This window comes from Clostridium thermobutyricum, assembly GCF_000371465.1.
Classification (GTDB): domain Bacteria; phylum Bacillota; class Clostridia; order Clostridiales; family Clostridiaceae; genus Clostridium; species Clostridium thermobutyricum.
In genome coordinates, this window is record NZ_KB850956.1 from 509,482 (window position 1) to 533,783 (window position 24,302).

The 24,302-nt window shown below is 26.4% G+C and carries 26 protein-coding genes; 21 read left to right on the plus strand and 5 right to left on the minus strand.

The genetic code is table 11. The annotated features are described in order from the left end of the window. The first annotated feature begins 6 nt into the window (after positions 1 to 6). The 11 genes from ureB to HMPREF1092_RS02285 all read left to right on the plus strand — a co-directional run bounded on the left by ureB (position 7) and on the right by HMPREF1092_RS02285 (position 9,764). On the plus strand, positions 7 to 330 hold the full coding sequence (ureB, locus tag HMPREF1092_RS02235) for an urease subunit beta (protein ID WP_002596962.1): 324 nt from the start codon (positions 7 to 9) through the stop codon (positions 328 to 330). Further along, positions 330 to 2,045, plus strand: a complete 1,716-nt coding sequence (gene ureC / locus HMPREF1092_RS02240; RefSeq protein ID WP_002596963.1) for an urease subunit alpha — start codon at positions 330 to 332, stop codon at positions 2,043 to 2,045. Before ureB ends, ureC begins: the two co-directional genes overlap by 1 nt. 25 nt (positions 2,046 to 2,070) lie before the next feature. Further along, entirely contained in the window at positions 2,071 to 2,520 is a 450-nt protein-coding gene (locus HMPREF1092_RS02245) for an urease accessory protein UreE (RefSeq protein WP_002596964.1), read from the plus strand. Continuing rightward, positions 2,495 to 3,208 carry an urease accessory protein UreF gene (locus HMPREF1092_RS02250; protein ID WP_002596965.1) on the plus strand — a complete coding sequence of 238 codons (714 nt, stop codon included), beginning with the start codon at positions 2,495 to 2,497 and terminating at the stop codon, positions 3,206 to 3,208. The genes HMPREF1092_RS02245 and HMPREF1092_RS02250 overlap by 26 nt, the downstream gene beginning before the upstream one ends. Positions 3,209 to 3,231: 23 nt before the next feature. Further along, positions 3,232 to 3,840, plus strand: coding sequence for an urease accessory protein UreG (ureG, locus tag HMPREF1092_RS02255; RefSeq protein ID WP_002596966.1), 609 nt, complete (start codon positions 3,232 to 3,234; stop codon positions 3,838 to 3,840). A gap of 3 nt (positions 3,841 to 3,843) precedes the next feature. Beyond that, the gene (locus HMPREF1092_RS02260; RefSeq protein WP_002596967.1) at positions 3,844 to 4,701 is read left to right on the plus strand and encodes an urease accessory protein UreD; all 858 of its coding nucleotides are present in this window, start codon (positions 3,844 to 3,846) and stop codon (positions 4,699 to 4,701) included. Positions 4,702 to 4,717: 16 nt separating this feature from the next. Then, positions 4,718 to 5,926 carry an ammonium transporter gene (locus HMPREF1092_RS02265; RefSeq protein ID WP_002596968.1) on the plus strand — a complete coding sequence of 403 codons (1,209 nt, stop codon included), beginning with the start codon at positions 4,718 to 4,720 and terminating at the stop codon, positions 5,924 to 5,926. Positions 5,927 to 5,948: 22 nt separating this feature from the next. Then, positions 5,949 to 6,470, plus strand: coding sequence for an AmiS/UreI family transporter (locus HMPREF1092_RS02270; protein WP_002596969.1), 522 nt, complete (start codon positions 5,949 to 5,951; stop codon positions 6,468 to 6,470). A gap of 148 nt (positions 6,471 to 6,618) precedes the next feature. After that, positions 6,619 to 7,314 (plus strand): response regulator transcription factor, encoded by a 696-nt coding sequence (locus tag HMPREF1092_RS02275; protein WP_002596970.1) that lies wholly within the window; start codon positions 6,619 to 6,621, stop codon positions 7,312 to 7,314. Continuing rightward, positions 7,292 to 8,329, plus strand: coding sequence for a sensor histidine kinase (locus tag HMPREF1092_RS02280; RefSeq protein WP_002596971.1), 1,038 nt, complete (start codon positions 7,292 to 7,294; stop codon positions 8,327 to 8,329). The genes HMPREF1092_RS02275 and HMPREF1092_RS02280 overlap by 23 nt, the downstream gene beginning before the upstream one ends. Beyond that, positions 8,316 to 9,764 carry a sensor histidine kinase gene (locus HMPREF1092_RS02285; RefSeq protein ID WP_002596972.1) on the plus strand — a complete coding sequence of 483 codons (1,449 nt, stop codon included), beginning with the start codon at positions 8,316 to 8,318 and terminating at the stop codon, positions 9,762 to 9,764. Before HMPREF1092_RS02280 ends, HMPREF1092_RS02285 begins: the two co-directional genes overlap by 14 nt. Before the next feature lie 90 nt (positions 9,765 to 9,854). Here the strand turns inward: HMPREF1092_RS02285 and HMPREF1092_RS02290 are convergent, their stop codons facing one another. Further along, a complete protein-coding gene (locus tag HMPREF1092_RS02290; protein ID WP_002596973.1) occupies positions 9,855 to 10,370 on the minus strand; it encodes a ferritin in 516 nt (171 codons plus the stop codon). Positions 10,371 to 10,853: 483 nt separating this feature from the next. On the opposite strand from HMPREF1092_RS02290, the gene HMPREF1092_RS02295 reads away from it, so the two are divergent. The 5 genes from HMPREF1092_RS02295 (at position 10,854) to HMPREF1092_RS02315 (ending at position 14,493) form a co-directional block, all read left to right on the plus strand. Continuing rightward, the gene (locus tag HMPREF1092_RS02295; protein WP_002596974.1) at positions 10,854 to 11,336 is read left to right on the plus strand and encodes a hypothetical protein; all 483 of its coding nucleotides are present in this window, start codon (positions 10,854 to 10,856) and stop codon (positions 11,334 to 11,336) included. Next, a complete protein-coding gene (locus tag HMPREF1092_RS02300) occupies positions 11,308 to 11,964 on the plus strand; it encodes an accessory gene regulator ArgB-like protein (protein WP_002596975.1) in 657 nt (218 codons plus the stop codon). The genes HMPREF1092_RS02295 and HMPREF1092_RS02300 overlap by 29 nt, the downstream gene beginning before the upstream one ends. 1 nt (position 11,965) lies before the next feature. Continuing rightward, positions 11,966 to 12,103, plus strand: coding sequence for a cyclic lactone autoinducer peptide (locus HMPREF1092_RS02305; RefSeq protein ID WP_002596976.1), 138 nt, complete (start codon positions 11,966 to 11,968; stop codon positions 12,101 to 12,103). Positions 12,104 to 12,170: 67 nt separating this feature from the next. Then, entirely contained in the window at positions 12,171 to 13,865 is a 1,695-nt protein-coding gene (locus HMPREF1092_RS02310) for a bifunctional diguanylate cyclase/phosphohydrolase (protein ID WP_002596977.1), read from the plus strand. 76 nt (positions 13,866 to 13,941) lie between these two features. Then, a complete protein-coding gene (locus HMPREF1092_RS02315) occupies positions 13,942 to 14,493 on the plus strand; it encodes a manganese efflux pump MntP (protein WP_002596978.1) in 552 nt (183 codons plus the stop codon). 91 nt (positions 14,494 to 14,584) lie between these two features. Here the strand turns inward: HMPREF1092_RS02315 and HMPREF1092_RS02320 are convergent, their stop codons facing one another. Next, positions 14,585 to 15,481 (minus strand): aldo/keto reductase, encoded by an 897-nt coding sequence (locus tag HMPREF1092_RS02320; RefSeq protein WP_002596979.1) that lies wholly within the window; start codon positions 15,479 to 15,481, stop codon positions 14,585 to 14,587. Positions 15,482 to 15,636: 155 nt separating this feature from the next. Here HMPREF1092_RS02320 and HMPREF1092_RS02325 point away from each other — a divergent pair, with 155 nt between their 5' ends. Both HMPREF1092_RS02325 and HMPREF1092_RS02330 read left to right on the plus strand, forming a co-directional pair. After that, positions 15,637 to 16,068 (plus strand): N-acetyltransferase, encoded by a 432-nt coding sequence (locus HMPREF1092_RS02325; protein ID WP_002596980.1) that lies wholly within the window; start codon positions 15,637 to 15,639, stop codon positions 16,066 to 16,068. A 20-nt stretch (positions 16,069 to 16,088) separates the two neighbouring features. Further along, complete coding sequence (locus HMPREF1092_RS02330; RefSeq protein WP_002596981.1) at positions 16,089 to 17,021, plus strand: TRM11 family SAM-dependent methyltransferase; 933 nt, start codon at positions 16,089 to 16,091, stop codon at positions 17,019 to 17,021. Between the two features lie 60 nt (positions 17,022 to 17,081). Here the strand turns inward: HMPREF1092_RS02330 and HMPREF1092_RS02335 are convergent, their stop codons facing one another. Genes HMPREF1092_RS02335 through HMPREF1092_RS02345 form a run of 3 tightly spaced genes read right to left on the minus strand, consistent with a single transcriptional unit; the run spans position 17,082 to position 18,542 of the window. Beyond that, a complete protein-coding gene (locus HMPREF1092_RS02335) occupies positions 17,082 to 17,576 on the minus strand; it encodes a hypothetical protein (RefSeq protein ID WP_002596982.1) in 495 nt (164 codons plus the stop codon). Positions 17,577 to 17,582: 6 nt separating this feature from the next. Then, positions 17,583 to 18,026 carry a DUF4430 domain-containing protein gene (locus tag HMPREF1092_RS02340; protein WP_002596983.1) on the minus strand — a complete coding sequence of 148 codons (444 nt, stop codon included), beginning with the start codon at positions 18,024 to 18,026 and terminating at the stop codon, positions 17,583 to 17,585. Between the two features lie 12 nt (positions 18,027 to 18,038). Further along, positions 18,039 to 18,542 carry a hypothetical protein gene (locus HMPREF1092_RS02345; protein ID WP_002596984.1) on the minus strand — a complete coding sequence of 168 codons (504 nt, stop codon included), beginning with the start codon at positions 18,540 to 18,542 and terminating at the stop codon, positions 18,039 to 18,041. A gap of 159 nt (positions 18,543 to 18,701) precedes the next feature. Here HMPREF1092_RS02345 and HMPREF1092_RS02350 point away from each other — a divergent pair, with 159 nt between their 5' ends. From HMPREF1092_RS02350 to tyrP, 3 genes are all read left to right on the plus strand, one after another. Further along, the gene (locus HMPREF1092_RS02350; RefSeq protein ID WP_002596985.1) at positions 18,702 to 19,865 is read left to right on the plus strand and encodes an iron-containing alcohol dehydrogenase; all 1,164 of its coding nucleotides are present in this window, start codon (positions 18,702 to 18,704) and stop codon (positions 19,863 to 19,865) included. A 904-nt stretch (positions 19,866 to 20,769) separates the two neighbouring features. After that, positions 20,770 to 22,617 (plus strand): tyrosine decarboxylase, encoded by a 1,848-nt coding sequence (gene tdc / locus HMPREF1092_RS02355; protein ID WP_002596986.1) that lies wholly within the window; start codon positions 20,770 to 20,772, stop codon positions 22,615 to 22,617. 184 nt (positions 22,618 to 22,801) lie between these two features. Next, the gene (gene tyrP / locus HMPREF1092_RS02360) at positions 22,802 to 24,223 is read left to right on the plus strand and encodes a tyrosine-tyramine antiporter (RefSeq protein WP_002596987.1); all 1,422 of its coding nucleotides are present in this window, start codon (positions 22,802 to 22,804) and stop codon (positions 24,221 to 24,223) included. The last annotated feature ends 79 nt before the right edge of the window (positions 24,224 to 24,302 follow it).

Below are 24,302 nucleotides of genomic sequence, written 5' to 3' on the forward strand. Positions count from 1 at the left end.
TAAATTATGGTACCAGGTGAAGTAATTTTAGGTGAAGGAACTATAAAATATAATGAAGGAAAAGAGGCTATTCAATTAAAGGTTACAAATACTGCAGATAGACCAATACAAGTAGGTTCACATTTTCACTTTTTTGAAGTTAATAATGGATTAAAATTTGATAGAGAAAAAGCTTACGGAAAAAGATTAGATATACCAGCTGGAACAGCAGTTAGATTTGAACCAGGAGATGAAAAAGAAGTTAATTTAATTGATATAGCAGGCGTTAGAAGAGTATATGGATTGAATAATAGAGTAGACGGATATTTAGATGAAGGGAGAAGAAAATAATGAGCTTTGAAATAGATAGAAAGCGTTATTCAGATTTATTTGGACCAACAGCTGGAGATAAAATAAGATTAGGAGATACAGATCTTTTTATAGAAATAGAAAAAGATTTAACTGTTTACGGAGATGAATGTAAGTTTGGTGGAGGAAAATCTCTAAGAGAAGGAATGGGAGAAAACTCTATTGAAACTAGAAAAAATCCAAAAGTAGTTGACTTAATAATTACAGGAGTTACAATTCTTGATTACACAGGAATTTATAAAGCTGATATTGGAATTAAAGATGGAAAAATATTAGCTATAGGAAAAGGTGGAAATCCATTAGGAATGGATGATGTAGATTTCATAGTGGGAGTTAGTACTGAAGCTTTAGCAGGAGAAGGATTAATTTTAACTGCTGGTGGAATTGACACACATGTTCACTATATTAGTCCAGATTTAGTTAGAGTTGCATTAGAAGGTGGAATAACTACTGTAGTTGGTGGAGGAACTGGGCCAAATGATGGAACAAATGCTACAACTTGTACTCCAGGTGCTTGGAATATAGAAAGAATGATAGAATCTGCTGAAGGCTTACCAATAAATATTGGATTCTTAGGAAAAGGTAGTGGAGCTAATGTAGAAGTTAATGGAGAACAAATAGAAGCTGGAGCTTGTGGATTAAAAGTTCACGAAGACTGGGGAGCTACAAAATCAGCAATAGATTATTCACTTAGAGCTGCTGATAAATATGATGTTCAAGTTTCAATCCACACTGATACTTTAAATGAGGCTGGATTTGTTGAGGATACTATAGATGCTATCCAAGGAAGAGTTATTCACACATTCCATACAGAAGGAGCTGGAGGAGGGCATGCACCAGATATCTTAAAAATGGCATCATATCCGAATGTTTTACCAGCTTCAACAAACCCAACAAAACCATATACAAAAAATACTATAGCTGAGCACTTAGATATGTTAATGGTTTGTCACCATTTAGATGCTAAAGTACCAGAAGATATAGCATTTGCTGATTCAAGAATAAGAAAACAAACTATAGCTGCTGAAGATATTCTTCATGATATGGGAATATTCAGTATGATGAGTTCAGATACAATGGCTATGGGAAGAATTGGTGAAGTTGTAACTAGAACTTGGCAAACAGCTAGTAAAATGAAAGTACAAAGAGGAACTATGGAAAATGATAAAGCTCATAGTGATAATAATAGAGTTAAGAGATATGTTGCTAAATATACAATAAACCCTGCTATAGCTCAAGGAATAAGTGAGTATGTAGGTTCAGTAGAAGAAGGAAAAGTTGCTGACTTAGTTCTTTATGAACCAGCATTCTTCGGAGTTAAACCTAAAATTGTTATTAAAGGTGGAATGATTATTAATTCAATAATGGGGGAAGCAAATGCTTCAATTCCAACTTGTCAACCAGAACTTCCAAGAGCAATGTTCGGAGCTTATGGAAAAGCAATGTCAAACACTTGTATAACATTCGTTTCTCAATATGCTTATGAACATGGAATCAAAGAAAAATTAGGATTACAAAAAGAAGTATTACCTGTTAAAGGAATAAGAAATTTAACTAAAAAAGATATGAAGCTTAATGGAGAAATGCCTAAATTAGAGGTTGATCCACAAACATATGATGTAAAAATAAATGGTGAATTAGCTACTTGTGAGCCAGCAGAAACATTACCATTAACTCAAAGATATTTCTTATTCTAATTTATATAGGAGAGGCGATTAAGATATGATTTTAGATAAGGTTTTAGGAAATATAGAAAATACTAATTTAGAAGGTGTACATATAGAAAAAATTTATTTAAATAATGAAGAAATGCTAAAAAGAATAATTAGAGTTACTTCAGATCATGGTAAGGATTATGGTATTTCCCTTTCAGATGGAAATAAATTAAAAGATGGAGATATTTTATTTAATGATGGGCATAATGCAGTAGTTATAAAATTTAATTCAGAAGATGTTTTAGTAATAAAACCAAAAGATATGAATCAAATGGGGAAAATAGCTCATGAAATTGGCAATAAACATTTGCCAGCACAATTTATAGATGAAACTATGATAATTCAATATGATTCTGTTGTTGAAGAAACTTTGAAAAAACAAAATTTAAATTATTCAAGAGAAAATATGGAGTTAAAAGAGGCATTTAGACATGTTGACTTCATGCACAGACACTAAAAATAATTTAAATATTCTTAAGATAATGCAGATATGTGATTCTAACTTCCCAATAGGATCATTTAATCATTCTTATGGAATGGAAACTTATCTTAGAGATAATAGGATAAAGGATACAGAATCATTTAGAGGTTGGATAAGAGCATTTTTTAGAAATCAATTTATATATAGTGATGGGTTTTCAATAAAACTTTTATATGAATATTTAGATAAAAAAAGCGAGAAAAAAATTTTAGAGTTAGATAGAAAAATAACAGTTCAAAGTATGGCTTTTGAAACTAGAAATGGTAATAAAATGGTAGCCAAAAGAATGTTAAATTTATTTTTAGATTTATATGATTCAAAAATTCTTGAAATTTATTTAGAAAAAATAAATAAAAAAGAAGCTTTTGGCCATCCAGCAATTGTTTTTGGAATGCTTATGTATGAATTAAAAGTTAATTTAATAGATGCTATTCAATATTACATGTATAGTACAGCTTCTACATTAATTCAAAATGCAGTAAGAACTATTCCATTAGGACAAAAAGATGGGCAAATTTTATTAAAGGAATCTTCTGAAAGTTTTTTAGAACTTAGTGAAATAATTCAAACATTAGATGAAGATATGTTTGGAGCAAATGTACCAGGAATAGAATTAGCACAAATACAACATGAAACATTAGTATTTAGATTATTCATGTCATAAAAATTTTGAAAGGTGGAAAAATTATGAGACCAATTGTTATTGGAGTTGGTGGACCAGTTGGAAGTGGGAAAACTCTTTTAATTGAGAGATTAACAAGAAAGATGAATGAGAATTATAAATGTGCAGTAATAACTAATGATATATATACAAAAGAAGATGCAAAATTTATGGTTAAAAATTCTGTATTGCCAGAAGATAGAGTAATAGGAGTAGAAACAGGTGGTTGTCCACATACTGCTATTAGAGAGGATGCATCTATGAATTTTTCAGCAATTGAAGAATTAAAAAATAAATTTGATGATTTAGATATTATATTTTTAGAAAGTGGAGGAGATAACTTAGCTGCTACATTTAGTCCAGATTTAGTAGATTTCTCAATTTATATAATAGACGTTGCACAAGGGGAAAAAATTCCTAGAAAAGCTGGGCAAGGAATGATTAAAAGTGATTTGTTTATTATAAATAAAATAGATTTAGCGCCTTATGTTGGAGCTGATTTAGATGTTATGAGAAAAGATACTTTAAATTTTAGAAAAGAAAATTCTTTTATTTTCACAAATCTAAAAACAGATGAAGGGATAAATTTAGTTATTGAATGGATACAAAAGCATTGTCTTTTAGAAGGAATATAAGCTATGGAACAAAGCATAAAAGAATTAGATGAAAAAAAATCTTTTGATGGCTATATTGATTTAGTTTTAGTTAAAAGTGGAGAAAAAACTATAACTAGTAAAAGAGCTTTTGATGGAGTTATGAGAGTTTCTCCAACTCTTCATTTAGATAGAGAAGAGATATCAACTTATTTTTTAATTCAAATAGGTGGAGGATATGTAGAAGGTGAAAGATTTTTAAATAATATTGAGCTTAAAGAAAATGCTAGAGCAATAGTTACAACTCAAGCTTCTACAAAGATATATAAATGTGAAAATAAAAAGGAAACTTATCAAAAGACTAAGGTGATTTTATCAAAAAATAGTATTTTAGAGTTTATAAATGACCCAGTTATTTTATATAAAGATGCTAAATATAAACAAGAAAATAATATTTATATAGATAAAGACGCTACTCTTATTTATTCAGATGGAATAACTTCAGGATGGTCACCAACTGGAGAAGTATTTAAATATAGTAGTGCAAAATTAAAAACAAATTTATATTATGATGGTGAACTTATGCTAATAGACAATTTAGTTATGGAACCAGAAAAATATGATGTAAATAGTATAGGATACTTAGAAGGATACTTAAATTTTGGAACTCTCTTGGTTATAAATAAAAATATAGATAAAAAATTTATAGAAAATATGAGAAAAGAATTAGAAGATGTTAGATTAGATGTTAGCTTTGGAGTATCTTCTCTAGAAATAAATGGGTTTATTCTTAGAGTTATAGGAAATTTAACACAAGATATAGAGAAGGTAGTTAACATATGTCACAACTATGTTAGAAAAGAAATTTTAAATTCAGCTGAAATATTAATCAGAAAATATTAAATTAGGAAGTGAAAATATGCTTAATGGAATAGAACATGGTAATGTAGCATTTATGATTTTATCAACAGTTTTAGTTTTTATAATGACACCAGGACTTGCATTTTTTTATGGAGGTCTTGTAGAGAAAAAAAATTCTTTAACTATAATGCTACAAGTATTTTTATCAATAGGTATAGTAACATTGATGTGGATTTTTGGAGGATTTAGTTTTGTTTTTGGAAATGATATAGGTGGAGTAATTGGCGATCCATCACAATATTTTGCATTTAATAATTTAGATTTTGTAATTAATAAACATTATGGTTTAACAATACCATTTTTATTATTCTTTATGTATCAACTTATGTTTGCAATTATAACATTACCTCTTATGACAGGTGCTATAGCAAATAGAATGAAAATAAGAGGATGGATAGTATTATTAATTTTATGGATGCTATTAGTTTACTTCCCAGTAGCTCATTGGATATGGGGAGGAGGTTTTCTTGCTAAAATGGGATTTGTAGATTTTGCAGGAGGAACTGTAATTCACATAAGTTCAGGATTTTCAGGGCTAGCTGCTATAGCTGTTTTAGGAAGTAGAGCTATAAAAAATGAAAAAGGTCCTTTTAATTTAGGATTAGTTTCTATAGGGGCTGCACTTCTTTTATTTGGATGGTTTGGATTTAATGCTGGTGGAACTTTAACAGCAGCAGAAACAGCTGCAATTGTATTTGCTAACACTGGAGTAGCTGCAGCATCAGGAATGATAGTTTGGATAATAATGTACTATATAGAAGAAAGAAGATTTTCATTTTTAGAAGCTATAATAGGGGCAGTAGCAGGACTTGCAACAATTACTCCAGCATCAGGTTATGTTTCTCCATTATCTGCAACATTAATAGGAGCATTAGCAGGAGTATTTTGTTTCTTATGTGTAAAATTTGCAAAAAAAATGAAATGGGATGATGCCTTAGATGTATGGGGAGTACATGGAATGGGTGGTTTACTTGGAACACTATTAATAGGTGTTTTTGCAAATAAATTTATAAATGGAGTTAGTGCAGGAATGAATCAGTTCTTAGTTCAATGTTTTGGTGCTTTTTTTGTAGCAATTTACTCAATTATTGTTACATTTATAATAATGAAAGTAATAGATAGAGGAAACTTTATAAGAGTAAGTAAAGAAGAACAAGAACAAGGATTAGACGAAGTCTTTTTAAAAGAAAAATATGATTTAGATTAAAATTCAGAAAGGAGATCATATTATGTTAGGAGCAGTTCTTTTATATGTTGGTTTTGTACTTATGATAAATGGAATAGGCAGACTTACAGATATAAACCCTAAATCAACAGCTATAATGAATTTATTTACAGGTGGATTATCAGTAATTGTTAATATTGGGACTCTTTTAATTGATCAAACTCAAACTCCGGCAAATTCAACAGCATTTTATGCAGCTGGAACAGGATTATTATTTGGATTTACATATTTATTCGTAGGAATTAATTCTATATTTAATCTTGATAGTAGAACATTTGCATGGTATTCATTATTTGTTGCTATAACAACAATACCAGCAGGTATTCTTCAATGGAATGAGGGTGGAATTTATAATGTACTTATGGCACTTATATGGTGGGCATGGGGAGTTCTTTGGGTTACAGGACCAATGGAAATTCTTTGGAAAAAAGATTTAGGGCATTTTGTACCTTGGTTAAGTATTTTTGAAGGTATTTTTACAGCATGGATTCCAGGATTCATGATATTAATGGGAATGTGGACTTAATTATTTTAAAATAATTATTTAAAGAGAGTAATTTGAATTCATTTTATGAATTTTGAATTACTCTTTTTATAATTAAAATAAAAATTTTACCTTATACAATAAAACTATGTTCTAATAGATGATATAATTTGAAATGAGGTGAGAATTTATGGAAAAAGATACAATTTTGGTAGTTGATGATGATAAAGAAATAGTACAATCTATTGAAATATATTTAGAAAGTGAAAACATGAATATATTAAAGGCCTATGATGGAATAGAATGTTTAAATATATTTAATAAAGAAAAAATTGATATGATAATTATAGATGTGATGATGCCTAATTTAGACGGAATTAGAACAGTAAAAAAAATAAGAGAAAACAGTAATATTCCTATTATTTTTTTATCAGCTAAAAGTGAAGAAATGGACAAGATACTTGGATTAAATATTGGAGCAGATGATTATATGACAAAGCCATTTAGTATTTTAGAATTAGTTGCTAGAATTAAATCAAATATGAGAAGATATAAGACTTTATTAGGAAAAGAAATAAAAACTGAAAAAGAAATTTTAGAAGTTAGAGGTTTAGAATTAAATATATTTTCAAAAGAATTGAAGTTAAATGGAGAAAATATAAAAATAACACCAATAGAATTTAAAATATTAAAGCTTTTAATGAGCAATTTAAATAGAGTTTTTAGTAGTGATGAAATTTATGAGAGAGTTTGGAATGAAAGATGTATTAATTCAGATACAGTAATGGTTCATATAAGAAGGATAAGAGAAAAAATTGAGGTGAATCCAAAGAATCCAATTTATTTAAAGGTGGTATGGGGTAGTGGATATAAAATTGAAAGGTAAAGATGCTCTTAAGTATGTAATTAATGGTGGATTAATAGCTATTTATTTATTATACGTATTTTGGAGTTATAGTAATAATGGAAATTTACAATATATATATTTAATTTCTAGCTTTATATTTATAGGTATTTTATCCTTAAAGATTTTTATTAAAGAAATTAGATTATTGTTTGTTGTTACTGCTTTAAATAATATAGTATCAAAAATAAATGATAATGAAATTACAATTTCACAAATAGAGAAAGAGATGAGAGAATATCCTAATTTCCTAAAAATAAAAAATACTAGCGAAGGGGTAATAAAAATAGCTAAAGGTATAAAAGAGTTAAAAAATAATATAAGAGGAAATGAAAATGAAGTTAATATTCTTATGAGTAATGTTATAAAAAATTTGGACAATCCTCTAATGGAATTAAAAAATAAAATAGAGGATTTACAAATAAATTATAATGAAAAGGATATACAAATTTTGAAAAGAAAAGAAGAAGTAGTAGAGAACTTGGTTTTAGATATTTTTACTACAGCAAAATCAATGAACTTAAATATTCCTTTAGAGCTTATAGAATGTGATTTAAATTATGTATTAAGACAAATTATAGGTGAGTTTTCCTCAACAATAGAAAATTCAACTTTAATATATGATATAGAAATAGATAAAGAAAAGTTTATGTATAAAATTGATAGTGAGAAATTTTTTGAAGTAATAAAGATTGTATTAGAAAATGCAGAAAAACATTCATTAGAAAAAAGTAGAATATATATAAAATCTAAAATTAATAATAACGGATTAAGAATAGAAATAAAAAATATTTCTAAAGAAAAATTAGATATAAAATCTAATGAAATATTTAACATAGTGAAAAATAAAAGAGATTTTTCAGTTACAGGATTACCTTTAGAGAAAAGTAAAGCTTTAATAAAATCTATGAAAGGAACATTTAATATAGAAATAGATGGAGATCTTTTTAAAGTTATTATAAATTTTAAGGGGGATAATTCTGATGATATTAAATAGTAAAAATATTTATAAGTTTTATGAAAAAATAGATTTAAAGAAGAATATGTTTGAAAAGATAGAGTTGTTTTTAGAAGATGAAAAGAAACTGGCAAATATATTAGATAAAAAGATTATCATAGAAAATAAATTTTTAATAGGATTATATTTAATTTTATTTTTAATATTTCTAAGACCGGAGATAAGTTGTAAAGTAGGTATACATCCTTATACAGTTGGAGAACTAGCAAATAAATATATATTAATAAGTATAATAATTTTAAGTATAATATCATTTGTTCAAGCAATAGTAAATAGAGAAAAAGCTATAAAAATAATTAGAAACAAAGAAGGGTACAAATTTTCATTTAATAAATTTTATTTGAAATTATTTAAAATAGTAATTATATGTTTATATTTAACTAGTTTAAATTTTATTTGGGCAGAAATTAGTACGGGATATAGTTTTTCCGATATTATGAATGGATTTGGAAAAGGAAGTAAATTGTTGCTTATAGCAAATATAATACTAATAATATTTTTAGTATGCTACAATGTTTACTATTTAATAATAGGAGGATTTATATCTTCTGGATTTAATAATTTAGGAGAAGCTATAAAAAAAGGAAAATTAGATTCTGTTAGGAAAAGTATTAGTATCGAATCAGAATCTAAAATGATTTTAGGGAGTACTTATTCTATTATATTTAAAGAGCTATCTGTATTAATTGATAAATTAGAAGAATTATCAGATAAGGAAAGTAAGACATTAGTAAACAGAACAGAAACTATAGCAAATGCATCACATGATATAAAGACACCTTTGACATCAATAAAAAATTATATATGTATATTAGAAAATAAAAATATAAAAGATTGTGATAAAGAGAAATATATAGATGTATTAAAATCTAAAATTTTAGATTTACAACATTTAATATCTAATTTAAAAATAGTAAGTGAATGTTATGAAGGAGAATTATCAGCTAAATTTGAAAGAATAAATATTAAAGAGATAATATTTAATATTCTAAAGGAATATGAATTAGAATTTATAGGAAAAAATATAGAAGTTTTAGAAAAGGATTTTGAAGAGGAAGTTTTAAATGTAGATGTAGAATTTAATAAAACTATTTTTAGAAATGTATTTTCTAATATAGGAAAATATTCTTTAAATAATTCAAGAGTATTTTTAGAAGCCAAAAAAATACGAGAAGATTATCAGGATTATTTAAAAATAAGTATAAAAAATTATTCTAAAGAAAAATTAAATATAAATCCAGAGGAATTATTTCAAAGGTTTAAAAGAGGAGATAGTTCAAGAAGTACAGAAGGAAATGGACTTGGATTAGATATTGTAAAAAATTTGTTTAAGTTGCAAAATGGAAATGTATATATAAATATAGATAGAGATAGAGATCAATTTGAATTGGTGATAAAGTATATAATATACTAAATTTAAATAATGTAATTTAGAAAAATTATAATAAACTTAAAAATATATAGTAAAATAGCACACTCATATTTTATATGGGTGTGCTATTTATTAATTTCCTTGTGTAGTTGGTGGAGTAAATACTCTAGTAGCTAATTCTTCATCTAACATATACATAGCTGCTGGATTTCCTTCAAGTCTTCTAACTTTCTTTAATATAGTTTGGAAATTATTTTCTTCTTCAACTTGTTCATCAACAAACCATTTTAAAAGGCTCATTGTTGCATGTTCTCTTTCAGCAGTTGCAATATCTGCTAATTCATAAATTCTTCTTGTAACAGTTTGTTCATGATTGAATCCAGTTTCAAAAACTTCTATTATGTTATTATATTCAACTTTAGGTTTTTCTATAGCTTCTAATTTAACCATTCCACCTTTTTGGAAGATATAATCATAAAATTTCATAGCATGAGACATTTCTTCTTGAGCTTGAACCCTAAAGAAGTTTGCCACACCACTTAAATCAACAGATTCAGCATATGCAGCCATAGCTAAATAAGTATATGATGAGTAAAATTCAAAATTAACTTGATCATTTAATGCATCTAATAATTGGTTACTTAACATTATAAAATTCCTCCTATTCAAAAATGTTCCAATTAAATTTTAACCTTTTAAAAGAATATTTTCAATCAACTATTTATAAATTATAACTTTATAATAAATTTTGAAGAAAAATAGCTAAATATGATTTAGAAATAAAGAAAAAATTATATAAAATATAAAGTTAGATTAATATATTGTAAAAAAAAATACCATTTAATAAAAAATAATGGTTATTATGTTATAATTTAAATGAAGTTAAGATTGAAAAGTTAATAATATTGTTATGAGTGTAAACGGTAGTAAATTATTAGTTCATTCAAATCTTACACATTTAAGATGATACATTAAATAAAACTAATTACAGTTATTTATAGAGTATATATAATAAAATATTATTTGAACATGATATTTTAAATTTACAGTATATATTTTATGAAATTGTTTGCGATAATTGTAATTTAGAATTCATTAAAAGTAAAAATAAATAAATTAGGGAGTAAAAGTATGGATATATTAAGGTTAACGCCTATAGAATTTATATTTATAACAATTCCAGAAAGCTTTTTATTAGTTTTTTCACTCTATGTTTTGACTAAAGCTAAATTTGATTTTAAAAGATATTTTACATCAGTTGTTTTATTATCTTTTTCTGTTTACTTAATAAGATTACTTCCAATAAGTTATGGAATACATACTATTTTAAATATAATAATTTTAGTTGGATTAGGAATAGAAATAAATAAAATAGATATGATTGATACTGTTAGAGCAGCTATTATAGCAGCAGTAGTTCTTTTCCTAAGCGAAGGCTTAGATTTAGGAATAATGAAAGTGTTTGCAGAAAATATAAATTATATATTTAATAATGAAATTTTAAAAATAATATGGGGCTTCCCATCATTAATAATATTTGTGATATTAATTTTATTAATAAAAAAATTAGGAGATAAATTTATAAATGCTAAGTGTAGAAAAAATATCGAATAAAATAGCTATAAAGTTAGCTAAAGAGACTAACGGAAATGATCAAAAGAGACAAGTCATACAATATGGAGTATTTGCAATAATTCAAATAGCTATATCTATAGGATTAGTTATTATATTTGGATTAATATTTAATGTACTAGTACCAGCTTTAATAATGTCTTTTACTATAAGCATACTTAGAAAATATTCAGGTGGAGTTCACGCAAGTACTCCTGGAATATGTTCATTTATTGGAACAATTATATGCATAATAGTGCCAATAATATTAAAATATATAAACTTAAAATTTACAGCGGTATTAATAATAGGAATAATATTATTTATAATTTCTTATTATTTAATTTATAAATTAGCACCTAGAGATAGTGAAAAAAAGAGAATAAAAAAAGAAGAAAAAAGAAAAAGATTAAAGAGAAAATCTATATATATATTAACTGTATATCTATTAATAACAGTAATTCTACTACTGATTTATAGTAATTTTAATAGACAATATATTTTAGTATATATTATAAGTATATATGCGGGAATATGTTGGCAGGTTTTTTCTATTACTAAACTTGGATATATAGTTCTTGGAAAAATAGATTTTCTTTTAAATAAATTGTTTAGCTTAGGAGGAATTTAAAATGGTAAAAACTATTAATTCAAAAATTTTATTTGCTGCTGCTGCTGTAGCAACAGTTTTCGCAGGGTTAGTTGCTTCTTCAGCTTGCTTATGGAGCTTTTATCAACCAGAAGAGCCAGAATGCTTAAGTGATAAATAGAAGTAGGTTAATACGAAAGTTTGTCTTTTATAAAGGCAAACTTTCTTGTTAAATAGAGGAATATAATATGGAAAAGAAAACAACTAATATAATGGAAATAAATGATATTGTAGCATTAGTAAAATTAGCATCATTATTATTTGCTGGAACAATAATGTTACAATGTTTCTTTGCAAAAGCAAGCGTTCAAAACAATAAATTATATGAAGAATGTAGCATAATAGGTATTGGATTTTTTATATTTTTACTTTTATTTATATATGTGATTTGGTCTTTTTCAACTTCTAAAAGACATTTAACTAAAACAAAAAATAATATTCAGATAATAGAAAATATAATATTTATGTCTATATTTTTTATTGTTATATTAATATCAGGAGGAAACACTAGTCAATATAAAGTGTTATTTCTTTTTATAATAACTACTACAACAATTCAATCAGGAATGAAAAGAGGAATAATAACTGCATTAATATCTTCTTTGATAATACTTGGCATAGATATTATGGCTATGCCTAAAGCAGAAGTTAACATTTATTTTGAAAACGACTTAATTCTTTGTGGTGTTTTCATATTAACAGCGTGGCCACTTGGATATTATGTAAAATTAGCAAATAAATCTATAAACAAACTTACTAGCTTAGCAAATGAAGATGGACTTACAGGACTATATAATCATAGATATTTTTATGACGCATTAATAAATTCAATAAAAGAGGTTGATAAAAAGAAATGTAAATTATCAGTAATATTTTTAGATATAGATTATTTTAAACAATACAATGACCTTTATGGACATCAAGAAGGAGATAATATATTAAGAGAAATAGGAAATATATTAAGTGAATATAAAAAGTTAAACTTTATTCCTGCAAGATATGGTGGAGAAGAGTTTGCAGTTATAATGCCTTTTACAGATGAGAAAAAAGCAACAGATATAGCAGAGAGTATAAGAAAAAAAATTGAAAAAAAATATTTTAAAGGTCAAGAAAATCAACCTAATGGAAATTTAACAGCTTCTATTGGTATTTCTGTTTATCCTGATAGAGCAGCAAATGAAGTTGAACTTATAAAATCAGCAGATGATGCTTTATATAAAGCTAAATTTTTTAATAAAAATAGAGTAGAAACATATACATCAATATTAGATGAAATAAAAGGGGATATTGATGAAAAAGATATTGAATTAGTAACATCTATAAAAACACTTATAAGTGTTATAAATGCAAAAGATAGATACACTTATGGGCATTCAGAAAGAGTTGTTTTTTATAGTAAAATTTTAGGTGAGGCTCTGAATTTAACTGAAGATGAAAAAAGAGAATTAAAATATGGTGCTTATATGCATGACATAGGAAAAATAAATATTCCAAAAGAAATATTAATTAAAAAGATGCCTTTAAATGATAAAGAATGGAATATGTTAAAAGAGCATCCTCAAAATGGTGTTGATATAATAGAACCAGTTAAGTCATTAAGTAGAGTAAAACCTATAATTTTGTACCATCATGAAAAATTTGATGGAACTGGATATCCAGAAGGATTAAAAGAAAATGAAATTCCTTATTTAGCAAGAATTTTGACTGTAGTTGATAGCTTTGATGCAATGACATCAAATAGACCTTATAATAAGAGAAAGACTTATTCAGAAGGAATAGAAGAGCTAAGAAAATGGAGTGGAAAACAATTTGATCCTAAAATAGTAGATGCATTTATAAAGACATTAAAAGAAAATGTTGATGAATTAAATTCATTAAGATAATTTATTTATCTCTATATTTTTTTTGAAATTAGTGATAAAATGTGATTTTAAAGATAAAAATATGGAGGTAAAAAATATGGGATTTTTATCTATAGTTCTAATAGGTGTTGGGCTTGCAATGGATGCATTTGCCGTAGCACTAGCTAAAGGAATAACATTTAAAAAATTTAATGTTAATGAAACAGTTAGTATGGCATTAACTTTTGGAATTTTCCAAGGGGCAATGATTTTAATAGGAAGATTTATTGGGGGATATTTTTATTCATTTATAGATAAATATAATAAAATAATAGTATTTTTAGTTTTTATTATATTAGGAATAAAAATGTTAATAGATTGTTTTAATAGCAATGAAGATGAAGAAGAAAAAGTACAACAATTAAATTGTAAAGAATTGTTAGCCTTAGGATTAGCTACAAGTATTGATGCGTTAGCTGTAGGAATTACATTTGCTACATATAAAGGTAATATGATTTCTCCTCCTTTAATAATAGGATTAGTAACTTTTATATTATCAGTAATTGCATCTGTATTAGGTTACATAATGGGTAAAAAAATAGATGGTCAATGGGCTGAAATAATAGGGGCTGTAATATTAATACTTTTAGGAATAAAAGTATTGTTTTAGTAAAAAGGAGATAGTAAAGACTATCTCTTTTTTAGAATATTAATTATATAAATTTTAAAAAATAAAAAAACCATCTGTATATCAGATGGTTTTATTTTACACTTCTTCCAAGAGAACTTTCTAGAATATAATACCAATCTTCATGAGAAAGATTAATATTTAAAGATGATGTAGCTTGTTTAACTCTTGAAATTTTAGAAGTTCCTACTATTGGCATTATTTTTGCAGGATGTTTCAAAAGCCAAGAATAAGCTATTTGATCTATAGAAGAAACGGAATATTTTTCTTTTAATTCATTTAATGATGCGCGAACTCTCATAGCTTGTTCACAATCATCTTTAAATAATTTTCCTCCAGCTAATGGAGACCAAGCCATTAAAGAAGAGTGGTTAATCATAGCATTATCAATAGAACCATCTTCAAAAGCACTAACAGTTAGTGGAGAAATTTCTATTTGATTAGTAACAAGTTTTCCATCATAATAGGAAGCTAAAAGATTAAATTGAGAAGGAGTAAAATTTGAAACTCCAAATTCGCGAACTTTTCCAGCTTTTTTTATTTCATTAAAAGCCTCTGCAACTTCACTTGGATCCATTAAATAATCTGGTCTATGAATTAAAACTACATCAATATTATCAACACCAAGCCTAATTAAAGAATTATCTACAGAGTTTATTATATGATCTTTAGTTGAATTATAGTGGGGTGTTTTTACATCTTTAAATAAACCTTCAATAGGAGGTTTTATACCACATTTAGTTACAATTTCTATTTTATTTCTAATAGTTTTATCTAATTTCATTGCTTCTCTTTGATAAGTTTCAGACATATATATGTCTGCTGTATCAAAAGTAGTTATTCCTAATTCTATACAATTATTCATAAATTTTAAAGTCTCAGAAGGAGTTTGTCCCCAATTACTAAGTCTCCAAAAACCTTGTATTATTCTTGAGAAGGATAAATCATCTGTTAGTTTTATTCTTTCCATTAGTAAAGCACCTCATTTCAAAATTTTACTAATTATATTGTAGCATTTTTATGTATACATTTTCAAATGGCTTTGAATTTTAAGTAGTTAAAAAAACTTATTTAATGTAAAATAAAAGATAAATAATAAAAGTAATACAAATAAAGGAATAAATAATGAATATTAGAGAATTAAAAGAAAATGAAGTAGAGTACATAATGAATTTATGGTATAAAGAAACTATAAATTGTCATTCTTTTATAAAAAAAGAATATTGGGATAATGTATATGAAGTAGTTAAAAAAGAATATATAAGTACTGCAGAAACTTATGTTTATGAGCTAAATGGAGAAATAATAGGATTTGTAAGTCTTATGGAAAAAGAATTTCTTGGAGCAATCTTTATTAAGTATGAATATCAAAATAAAGGATATGGAAAAGCTTTGATTAATTTTGTGAAAGAAAAGAGAAATAAAATTATTCTTAGAGTATATGAAAAAAATAAGAAAGCAGTAGAATTTTATAGTAGAAATAAATTTATAATTATAAATATAAAAGAAAATATTAAAATTAGTGAAAAAGAATATTTAATGCTTTGGAAAAACTAATTTTATAGAAAGTAGGAATTATGAAAGAATTTAAAAAGTATTTATACATAGTTAATTATCCAGTTTTTGAAGCAGAATTATGTATGATGGAAATGAGAGAATTATTTAATAAAGAACCAAATAATAAGATATTAATATCAGAAAGAAAATTTAATCCATCTAATAGTCCATTTATAAAAAATAGATTAGATGTAATATATGAAGAAGATTCATTAGAGCAGATTTTAGAAAATATAAAAGCTGATAATGTTTCTTTTGAAAAGTTTAAAGTTGAATATTTAAGATTAGAAACTGGAAATGTGCCTTATGAAGAAAGATTAAGAAGTGTAAGAGAAATTGGTCTTTTAGTCAATGGATTTCCTGATATACATAATCCAGAAATATCACTTGGCATAACAAAAGTTAATGAAAAATGGATGTTTGGAATAAATATTAGAAATGATTATGAGTGGCATATACATGATAGAAAACCTTGTTCATATTCAAATTCATTAAGTACAAGAGTGGCCAAGGCTATTGTAAATATAGGAACTAAGGGACATAAAGATGTAAAAGTTATTGATCCTTGCTGTGGAGTTGGTACTACAATTATAGAAGGATTATCAATGGGACTTGACATATGTGGATGCGAAATAAATCCTCAAATTGCGGCTAATGCAAAAAGAAATTTAGAATTTTTTGGATTAGAAAAAAGAGTTACTAAAGGAAGTATGCATGATTTAGAAAGTCATTATGATGTTTCTATAATAGATATTCCTTATGGACTTTTTACAAAAACAACTGAAAAAGAACAAAGAGGCATAATAAATACTGCTAGAAGAATAAGTGATAAAATGATAATAATAACATTTGAAGATATGGATGATATAATAAAAGAAGCAGGATTTAAAATATTAGATGCTTGTAAAGTTTGCAAAGGTAAATTCACAAGATATGTTTCTATATGTAAATAGAAATATTAATATAATTAAATAAAAAGTGTCTACCTTAAATTTAAGAGTAGACACTTTTTATTAATTTTCCATTCCTTTAAAAGCTCTTTTTAGAGGTTTTAATAAGAATAATACTCCAAATAGTGTACATAATGTTGATCCTAAATCAGTTTCAAAGCCTAATACAAGCCTTACAACTAAAGCATGCCCTCCAAGTCCAGTTGAAATTATAAAAGGTAAATCTATTAATGTTCCACAAATGAAAGTTAAAAAAGCACCTACAAAAGCTAAAACATATTCAGATTTGCATCTTTTATATAAGGCTGAATATATAAGTATGTATTGAGGAAATAAAACAAAATACATTATAACCCACATTCCAAATCCATATAAAAGCATAACTAAAAAACAAAATACTATAAGTGTAATATAAGCATTTTTTCTTTTAACATATACTCCATAAAGAAGTATTACAAAATTAGTTATACTAACATACATAAGCGTAGACCCAAAATAATACACTATAAAAAGTATTGCAGATAAAACTGCTATTCTAGTTATATCTTTAGCTGACAATTTAAATTACCCCGCATTATTAGTAAATACAAATTCTATTTTATCACCATTAGCAAGATTTATTTTATCAGCAGCTGGTGCTGCACCAACTTTTAAATTTAAATTTTGTGATGGAGAGTCATATGAATACATCCACCAAGGACCTTTATCCATATTTGTACTATCAACACCCATTAAGCCAGTTATAAATGGACCCCATTTAGTTTGTTCAAAAGTAACTTTTAAGTCTTTTTGGTTTGCTTTTAAGAAATCAGCAAGTGTTTTTGAATCTGTTTCAAATTTCTTATCTTTCATTAAATATTTATGATCTATTTGATTTTCTATAGTTATAGTTATAGTTTTTTCTCCTTTTTGCCCTTTAATAAGGTTATGTGAAGCAAAAACTATCCCGATAACTACTAATATAGCAACTATAGCTATAATTATCTTTGGTAAAATTGATTTTTTCATTATATAACTCCTTTAATATGATTTTGATATAAAAATTTTTTCTTGGATGTTGTTTAACCTATTAACTTCCAAAGAAAAAAGAAATAACAAATTAGTTATTAAATTAGAAAAATCTAATAAAATTTCAGGAACTTTAGTTCCGCTTTTTTTTAATAAATATAAATTTCTACAAACTCTTTTAGCAATTCCTCTTGCAACATGATATTCACAAGCTATAGGATGTCCAATTGGATAAACAAAACCAGAAATTCTATCTTTATTATAAGATTTTAATTTTGAAATTAAGTTTAATCCATATTTTATATCAGAATCAAATATAGCAAGTTTTCCTCTAATTGAGCCATTTAAATGAAGAACTTTATCCATAAGCCAAAATGTTTCTTCTTTTAAAGGTGTATTTAAAGAATAAATTCTTCCAAGTATAGAAGATAGATAATCTGTTAAAACCTCATGGTCTACAGGACCAAAATCTTCATTAAGAAATGGATAAGAAATTAAATCTATATTCTTTTTCATAAATCCTCCTTAAACTTTAATTAATATAATTTATTAATTGACAATAAGTCTTTTTTATTATAATAAAAATATAATAAAAAAGTAAAATAAAAAAATATTAATATTATAATAACAAACTCAGTATACTATACTACTATAATGAGAAAAGGAGGCGATGTTATGAAGAATTTTCATTATTCAATTAAAACAGATATCCATTTTGGTAAAGGAGCTATAGAAAACTTACCAAATGAAATAAAAAAGTATGGTAAAAAAGTTCTACTAGTGTATGGTGGAGGAAGTATACGAAAAATAGGATTATATGATAAAGTATTAGATTTATTAAATGAAAATAATATAAAATGTATAGAAATTTCAGGTGTAGAACCAAATCCAAGAATAGATACAGTAAGACGTGGAGTTAGATTTGTAAAAAGTGATAAAATAGATGTCATTCTTCCAATAGGTGGAGGAAGCACAATAGATTGTGCTAAAGCTATATCAGCAGGAAGTTTTTATGATGGAGATCCATGGGATTTAATAGTGGATTCTTCAAAAATAAAAAAAGTTCTTCCTATAATATCAGTTTTAACATTAGCAGCAACAGGATCAGAAATGGATGCAGGAGCAGTAATAAGTAATTTAGAAACACGAGAAAAATTAGGATTTGGTCATCCAGATTTAAGACCAAAAGCATCTATATTAGATCCAGAATATACTTATACAGTTCCTAAGAATCAAACAGCAGCTGGAACAGCAGATATAATGAGTCATATATTGGAAGTTTATTTTAGTAAAAATGAAGGGGCTTATTTGCAAGATAGAATGTGCGAAGCACTTTTAAAAACTTGTATACATTATGGACCAATCGCTTATAGAGATGGAGAAAACTATGAAGCTAGAGCAAATTTAATGTGGGCATCTAGTCTTGCAATAAATGGATTACTTTCAAATGGTAAGTCAGGAGCTTGGAGTGTTCATCCAATAGAACATGAATTAAGTGCCTATTATGATATAACTCATGGAGTCGGGCTTGCAATATTAACTCCAAATTGGATGGAATATGTATTAGATAATACAACTATAGAAAAATTTGTTCAGTATGGAATTAATGTATGGGATATAGATAAGAGTTTAGATAAAGAAAAGATAGCTAAAGAGTCTATAGAAAAAACTAGAGAATTTTTTAAATCATTAGAAATACCAAGTTGTTTAAAAGAAATAAATATAAATGATAAGCATTTTGAAGATATGGCAGAGCATTGTGTTAGAAAAGGAATAATAGATGGTTATAAACTATTAGATAAAGACTCAATAATACAAATATTTAAATCTTCTCTATAAATAAATTAAGAAAACAGTATCTTTTAGATAATTTGAAATATCTAGAAGATACTGTTTTTATTTTCTATAAATACCTAAAAACCCTTAGAAATGAAAAAACATTTATATGAACACTTAAGGTAAACGTTACATAACTACATAAAAAAATAAGTCTAACAATTAATAGAATGATTAAAAAAAATGGAAGAAAAAGTATTATTAAGCCTTATAATATTAATAAATAATTAAAAATATTTATAATTAATGTCCTAAATATAAAAATTACGAAATATGTAATATTTTTTATATTAATAAATTTAGACTAATATGAATAAATAATTAATGAAAAATGTATGTTTTTTTGGAATTTGAACAAATTTATTTGACAAAAAAATTAAAAGGAATATTATAAGTGTATAAGGTTCGTCCAACAAATGAACTGAAAAAGTTTTAAAAATAATTGAATATTATCTACGGGCTATAGAGAATAAGAAATTATTTTTAATAAATAGTGAAGAAAATTTATTATTGAGTAAAAGAAAACTTTTGAAATTAAAACATTTAATTGAAAAAGAAAATTTATTTACTAGGAATTATTTAAAGATTTATTAATCTAAAATTTTTATTCTTATAAATTTGTTTTATAAGGACTATATAAGATAAATTTATAAGAATCAGGTTAACATTATTAAGTATTAATACAAGCTATAATTTGTAGTGAAGTTAAGCTTTGTATTAATACGAAATGTTAACAAGTAAATAAGATAAAAATTAATTTGTAGCTAATGCTTAAATTAATTTATATATATATAATATTTAAAATTGGATATATGGTAATTTAAAATGGAGTTTTGAAGTTGTTGTAGGCTTAATAAAAACTATTTTAAATGGTCATATTATAGAAGTTTAAGGAGATGTACTAACGATGAGTGAGAGAGATGTAAACTTAAAAGCCTTATTCTTAGGGCCAAAATCAGAAAATAAAGATGTTTATACAAAACACCTTAACAGATTATTTGAAGATCACAGTGAGTGGAGAAAGAACTATCACCCAGAAGATCAACCAATAATAAAAAGAGATGATTTCAAAGCAGAAGATTTTGCTATGACTTCAGAAAAAGTTGAGGATGTATTAACTCAATTATCAATAAAATTAAGATCAAAATCATTACCATGGCATTCACCAAGATTCTTAGGACACATGAACTCAGAAACTTTAATGCCAGCAATATTAGGATACTTTGCTGCAATGTTATACAATGGAAATAACGTTGCTTACGAATCATCACCAGGTACTTCAGAAATGGAAGAAGAAGTAGGAGCTGATTTTGCTCAATTAATGGGATACAAAAATGGTTGGGGACATATCTGTGCAGATGGATCAATTGCTAACTTAGAAGCTATTTGGTATGCTAGAAACATAAAATCATTACCACTTGCAATGCAAGAAGTTGCTCCAGAATTAGTTGAAGGAAAAACTGAATGGGAATTATTAAATATGTCAACAGAAGAAATCTTAGACTTAGCTGACAAAGCTAAAGATTTCGATTTAATAAAAGAAAAATCAGCAAGAGGATGCGGACAAAAAATTGCTAAATTAGGTAAATGGTTTGTACCAAGAACTAAGCACTACTCATGGTTAAAAGCTGCTGATATAATCGGTTTAGGAACTGAAAATGTTGAAGAAGTAGATGTTAATGAATTATTCAGAATGGATGTTGAGCTTTTAGAATCTAAAATTAGAGCTAATGCTGAACAAGGAATTCCTACTTTAGGAGTTGTTGGTGTTGTTGGATCAACTGAAGAAGGTGCTGTTGATGACATACACAAAATCATAGCTTTAAGAGATAAATTAGCTAAAGAAGGAATATACTTCTATGTACACATTGATGCTGCATACGGTGGATATGCTAGATCAATATTCTTAGATGAAAACTATGATTTCATACCTCAAGATCAATTACATGCAAAATATATGGAACATGGAGTATTCTTAAATGAAGAAACTCAATGGCCATCAGATGATACTTACCAAGCTTTCAAAGCTATAAGTGAAGCTGAAACTGTAACTATTGACCCACACAAAATGGGATATATTCCTTACTCAGCTGGTGGAATAGTTATAAAAGATACAAGAATGAGAGAAGTAATCTCATACTTCGCTACTTATGTATTTGAAAAAGGAATGGATATTCCTGCATTACTTGGAGCATTCATGCTTGAAGGATCAAAAGCTGGAGCTACTGCTGCATCAGTTTGGACAGCTCACAGAACAGTTCCACTAAACATTACTGGATACGGAAAATTAATAGGAGCTGGTATTGAAGGTGCTTGGAACTTACACAAACACTTCGAAAACAAAGAATTTATGGTTAATGGTAAGAAAGTTATACTTCACACATTAGTTCAACCAGACTTCAACATGTTAGACTTCTCATTCAATGAAGAAGGAAACACTGACTTAAAAGTTATGAATAAATTAAACCATGACTTCTATGAAGAAGCTTCATATGTAAATGGTGGATTATATGATAATGACTTCATAACTTCACACACTGACTTTGCAGTTCCTGAATATGGAAACAGCCCATTCTCATATGTTGAAAGACTTGGATTCTCAAGAGCTGAATGGGATAAAGAACAAAAAGTTACTGTATTAAGAGCTTGTGTACTTTCACCATTCATAAACGATTTAGCTACATTTGATGAATACATGGAAAAAGTAGATGCAGCTATTCAAAGAAAATTAGAAAGAATATACAACAGAAAATAATTTCTGAATGATATAAATTGCTAGTACTTATGTACTAGCAATTTTTTTTTTTATGCTTTTATTCCTTTATTGTAAAAATTAGTCTTGTATAAATAAGGTTTGAAAAGAGAATACTTTTAATGAAGTAAATCTACAATAATCGACAAAGTAGATTAATTTATTACTTAAGAAAGGAAGGATCTTTATGGGAAGTGAAGAAAAGAAGCTTAGCTTGGTTCAATTAATAGGAATTACAATGGCTTTTTTTGGTACTGTAAGAAGTGTTCCTACCTTAGCAATAACAGGTTGGTCACAGATTTCTTATTTAATTGGAGCAGTTATTTTATTCGCCATCCCAATAGCTTTAATTGCAGCTGAACTTGCAACTGCATATCCAAAAGAGGGAGGACCTCAAGTTTGGGTTAAGGAAGCTTTTGGAGAAAAATTTGGATTTGTAACATCATGGCTTTTATGGGTTCAAATGTTTTTCGGAATGGTTATGATTTCATCAACAATAGGAGTTATGTTAGGATATGCTATAGGAATGCCATCACTTTCACAAAATAATTTATTTGTATTTATTTGTATTCTAATTGCATATTGGCTAGTTACTCTTCTTAACTTAAGATATGATATGGTTAAAGTTGTTGGTAACTGGGGAGCAATAATAGGAGTATATATTCCTTTTATTCTTCTTATAATTTTAGGGTTAGCTTATTTAGCTAAATTTGGAATAAATCCAAGAGGATACTTAGCTGGAGGATTTGAATTTAGAAAGATGTTCCCAGATTTTAATAGTGCAGGAACATTAACTTATTTCTCAGGAGTTATATTCATATTTGCAGGAATAGAAATTTCTTCAGTTCATGCAAATAATATTGATAATCCAAAGAGAAATTATCCTATAGCAGTTATTTTTACATTAATAATAATCATTATATTAAATTTAGTAACAGGTTTAACAATGTCAAATGCTGTTCCAAATGGAGAAATGCAATTATCTAACATATTACAACCTTTCGCAATTTATTTTGAGGGATTAGGTATGCCATCAATTTTTGTAAATATAATTGGATGGATGATAACAATAGGAATACTTGCACAATTAAGTGCTTGGGTACTTGGACCTTCAAAAGCAATGATTAAAGTTGCAGAAGAAGGATTACTACCACCAGTATTCCAAAAGAGGAATAGAAAAGGAGTTCCTATTACATTTGTAATTTTACAAGCAATAATAATTTCAATTATAGCTTTTGTATATGTAGTAGTACCAAATGTTAATAGCGCATTCCTAATAATCACAATCACAACAACAATACTTTATTGTTTGGCATATGTATTAATGATATTCTCAATAATAAAATTAAGATATAGTAAGCCTGAATTAGAAAGACCATTTAGATTAGGTGGAATGGGAACAATGTGGTTTGTAGCTATTCTTGCTTTAGTTGGTATTTTATTAACTATAATTGCAAGTTTAATACCACCATCAATACTAGGACCAGGTGAAGGTCCAGGATATATTGCATTCCAAGTAATTGCATCAGTTGTATTCTTTATAATACCATTTATAATTTATGCTGTTAAAAAAGAAAGTTGGAAAAAGAATGATCATCATAGACATTAAAAATTTGATTAATTTATTCTAAAAAAATATTAAATATAGAAGTTAATAAATTTTAGTTTTGAATTAAAGATAATTTGTT

Coding starts and splice junctions, on each gene's coding strand:
- ureB (WP_002596962.1), top strand. CDS start 7: ATGGTACCAGGTGAAGTAATTTTAGGTGAAGGAACTATAAAATATAAT.
- ureC (WP_002596963.1), top strand. CDS start 330: ATGAGCTTTGAAATAGATAGAAAGCGTTATTCAGATTTATTTGGACCA.
- HMPREF1092_RS02245 (WP_002596964.1), top strand. CDS start 2,071: ATGATTTTAGATAAGGTTTTAGGAAATATAGAAAATACTAATTTAGAA.
- HMPREF1092_RS02250 (WP_002596965.1), top strand. CDS start 2,495: ATGTTGACTTCATGCACAGACACTAAAAATAATTTAAATATTCTTAAG.
- ureG (WP_002596966.1), top strand. CDS start 3,232: ATGAGACCAATTGTTATTGGAGTTGGTGGACCAGTTGGAAGTGGGAAA.
- HMPREF1092_RS02260 (WP_002596967.1), top strand. CDS start 3,844: ATGGAACAAAGCATAAAAGAATTAGATGAAAAAAAATCTTTTGATGGC.
- HMPREF1092_RS02265 (WP_002596968.1), top strand. CDS start 4,718: ATGCTTAATGGAATAGAACATGGTAATGTAGCATTTATGATTTTATCA.
- HMPREF1092_RS02270 (WP_002596969.1), top strand. CDS start 5,949: ATGTTAGGAGCAGTTCTTTTATATGTTGGTTTTGTACTTATGATAAAT.
- HMPREF1092_RS02275 (WP_002596970.1), top strand. CDS start 6,619: ATGGAAAAAGATACAATTTTGGTAGTTGATGATGATAAAGAAATAGTA.
- HMPREF1092_RS02285 (WP_002596972.1), top strand. CDS start 8,316: ATGATATTAAATAGTAAAAATATTTATAAGTTTTATGAAAAAATAGAT.
- HMPREF1092_RS02290 (WP_002596973.1), bottom strand. CDS start 10,370: ATGTTAAGTAACCAATTATTAGATGCATTAAATGATCAAGTTAATTTT.
- HMPREF1092_RS02295 (WP_002596974.1), top strand. CDS start 10,854: ATGGATATATTAAGGTTAACGCCTATAGAATTTATATTTATAACAATT.
- HMPREF1092_RS02300 (WP_002596975.1), top strand. CDS start 11,308: ATGCTAAGTGTAGAAAAAATATCGAATAAAATAGCTATAAAGTTAGCT.
- HMPREF1092_RS02305 (WP_002596976.1), top strand. CDS start 11,966: ATGGTAAAAACTATTAATTCAAAAATTTTATTTGCTGCTGCTGCTGTA.
- HMPREF1092_RS02310 (WP_002596977.1), top strand. CDS start 12,171: ATGGAAAAGAAAACAACTAATATAATGGAAATAAATGATATTGTAGCA.
- HMPREF1092_RS02315 (WP_002596978.1), top strand. CDS start 13,942: ATGGGATTTTTATCTATAGTTCTAATAGGTGTTGGGCTTGCAATGGAT.
- HMPREF1092_RS02320 (WP_002596979.1), bottom strand. CDS start 15,481: ATGGAAAGAATAAAACTAACAGATGATTTATCCTTCTCAAGAATAATA.
- HMPREF1092_RS02325 (WP_002596980.1), top strand. CDS start 15,637: ATGAATATTAGAGAATTAAAAGAAAATGAAGTAGAGTACATAATGAAT.
- HMPREF1092_RS02330 (WP_002596981.1), top strand. CDS start 16,089: ATGAAAGAATTTAAAAAGTATTTATACATAGTTAATTATCCAGTTTTT.
- HMPREF1092_RS02340 (WP_002596983.1), bottom strand. CDS start 18,026: ATGAAAAAATCAATTTTACCAAAGATAATTATAGCTATAGTTGCTATA.
- HMPREF1092_RS02345 (WP_002596984.1), bottom strand. CDS start 18,542: ATGAAAAAGAATATAGATTTAATTTCTTATCCATTTCTTAATGAAGAT.
- HMPREF1092_RS02350 (WP_002596985.1), top strand. CDS start 18,702: ATGAAGAATTTTCATTATTCAATTAAAACAGATATCCATTTTGGTAAA.
- tdc (WP_002596986.1), top strand. CDS start 20,770: ATGAGTGAGAGAGATGTAAACTTAAAAGCCTTATTCTTAGGGCCAAAA.
- tyrP (WP_002596987.1), top strand. CDS start 22,802: ATGGGAAGTGAAGAAAAGAAGCTTAGCTTGGTTCAATTAATAGGAATT.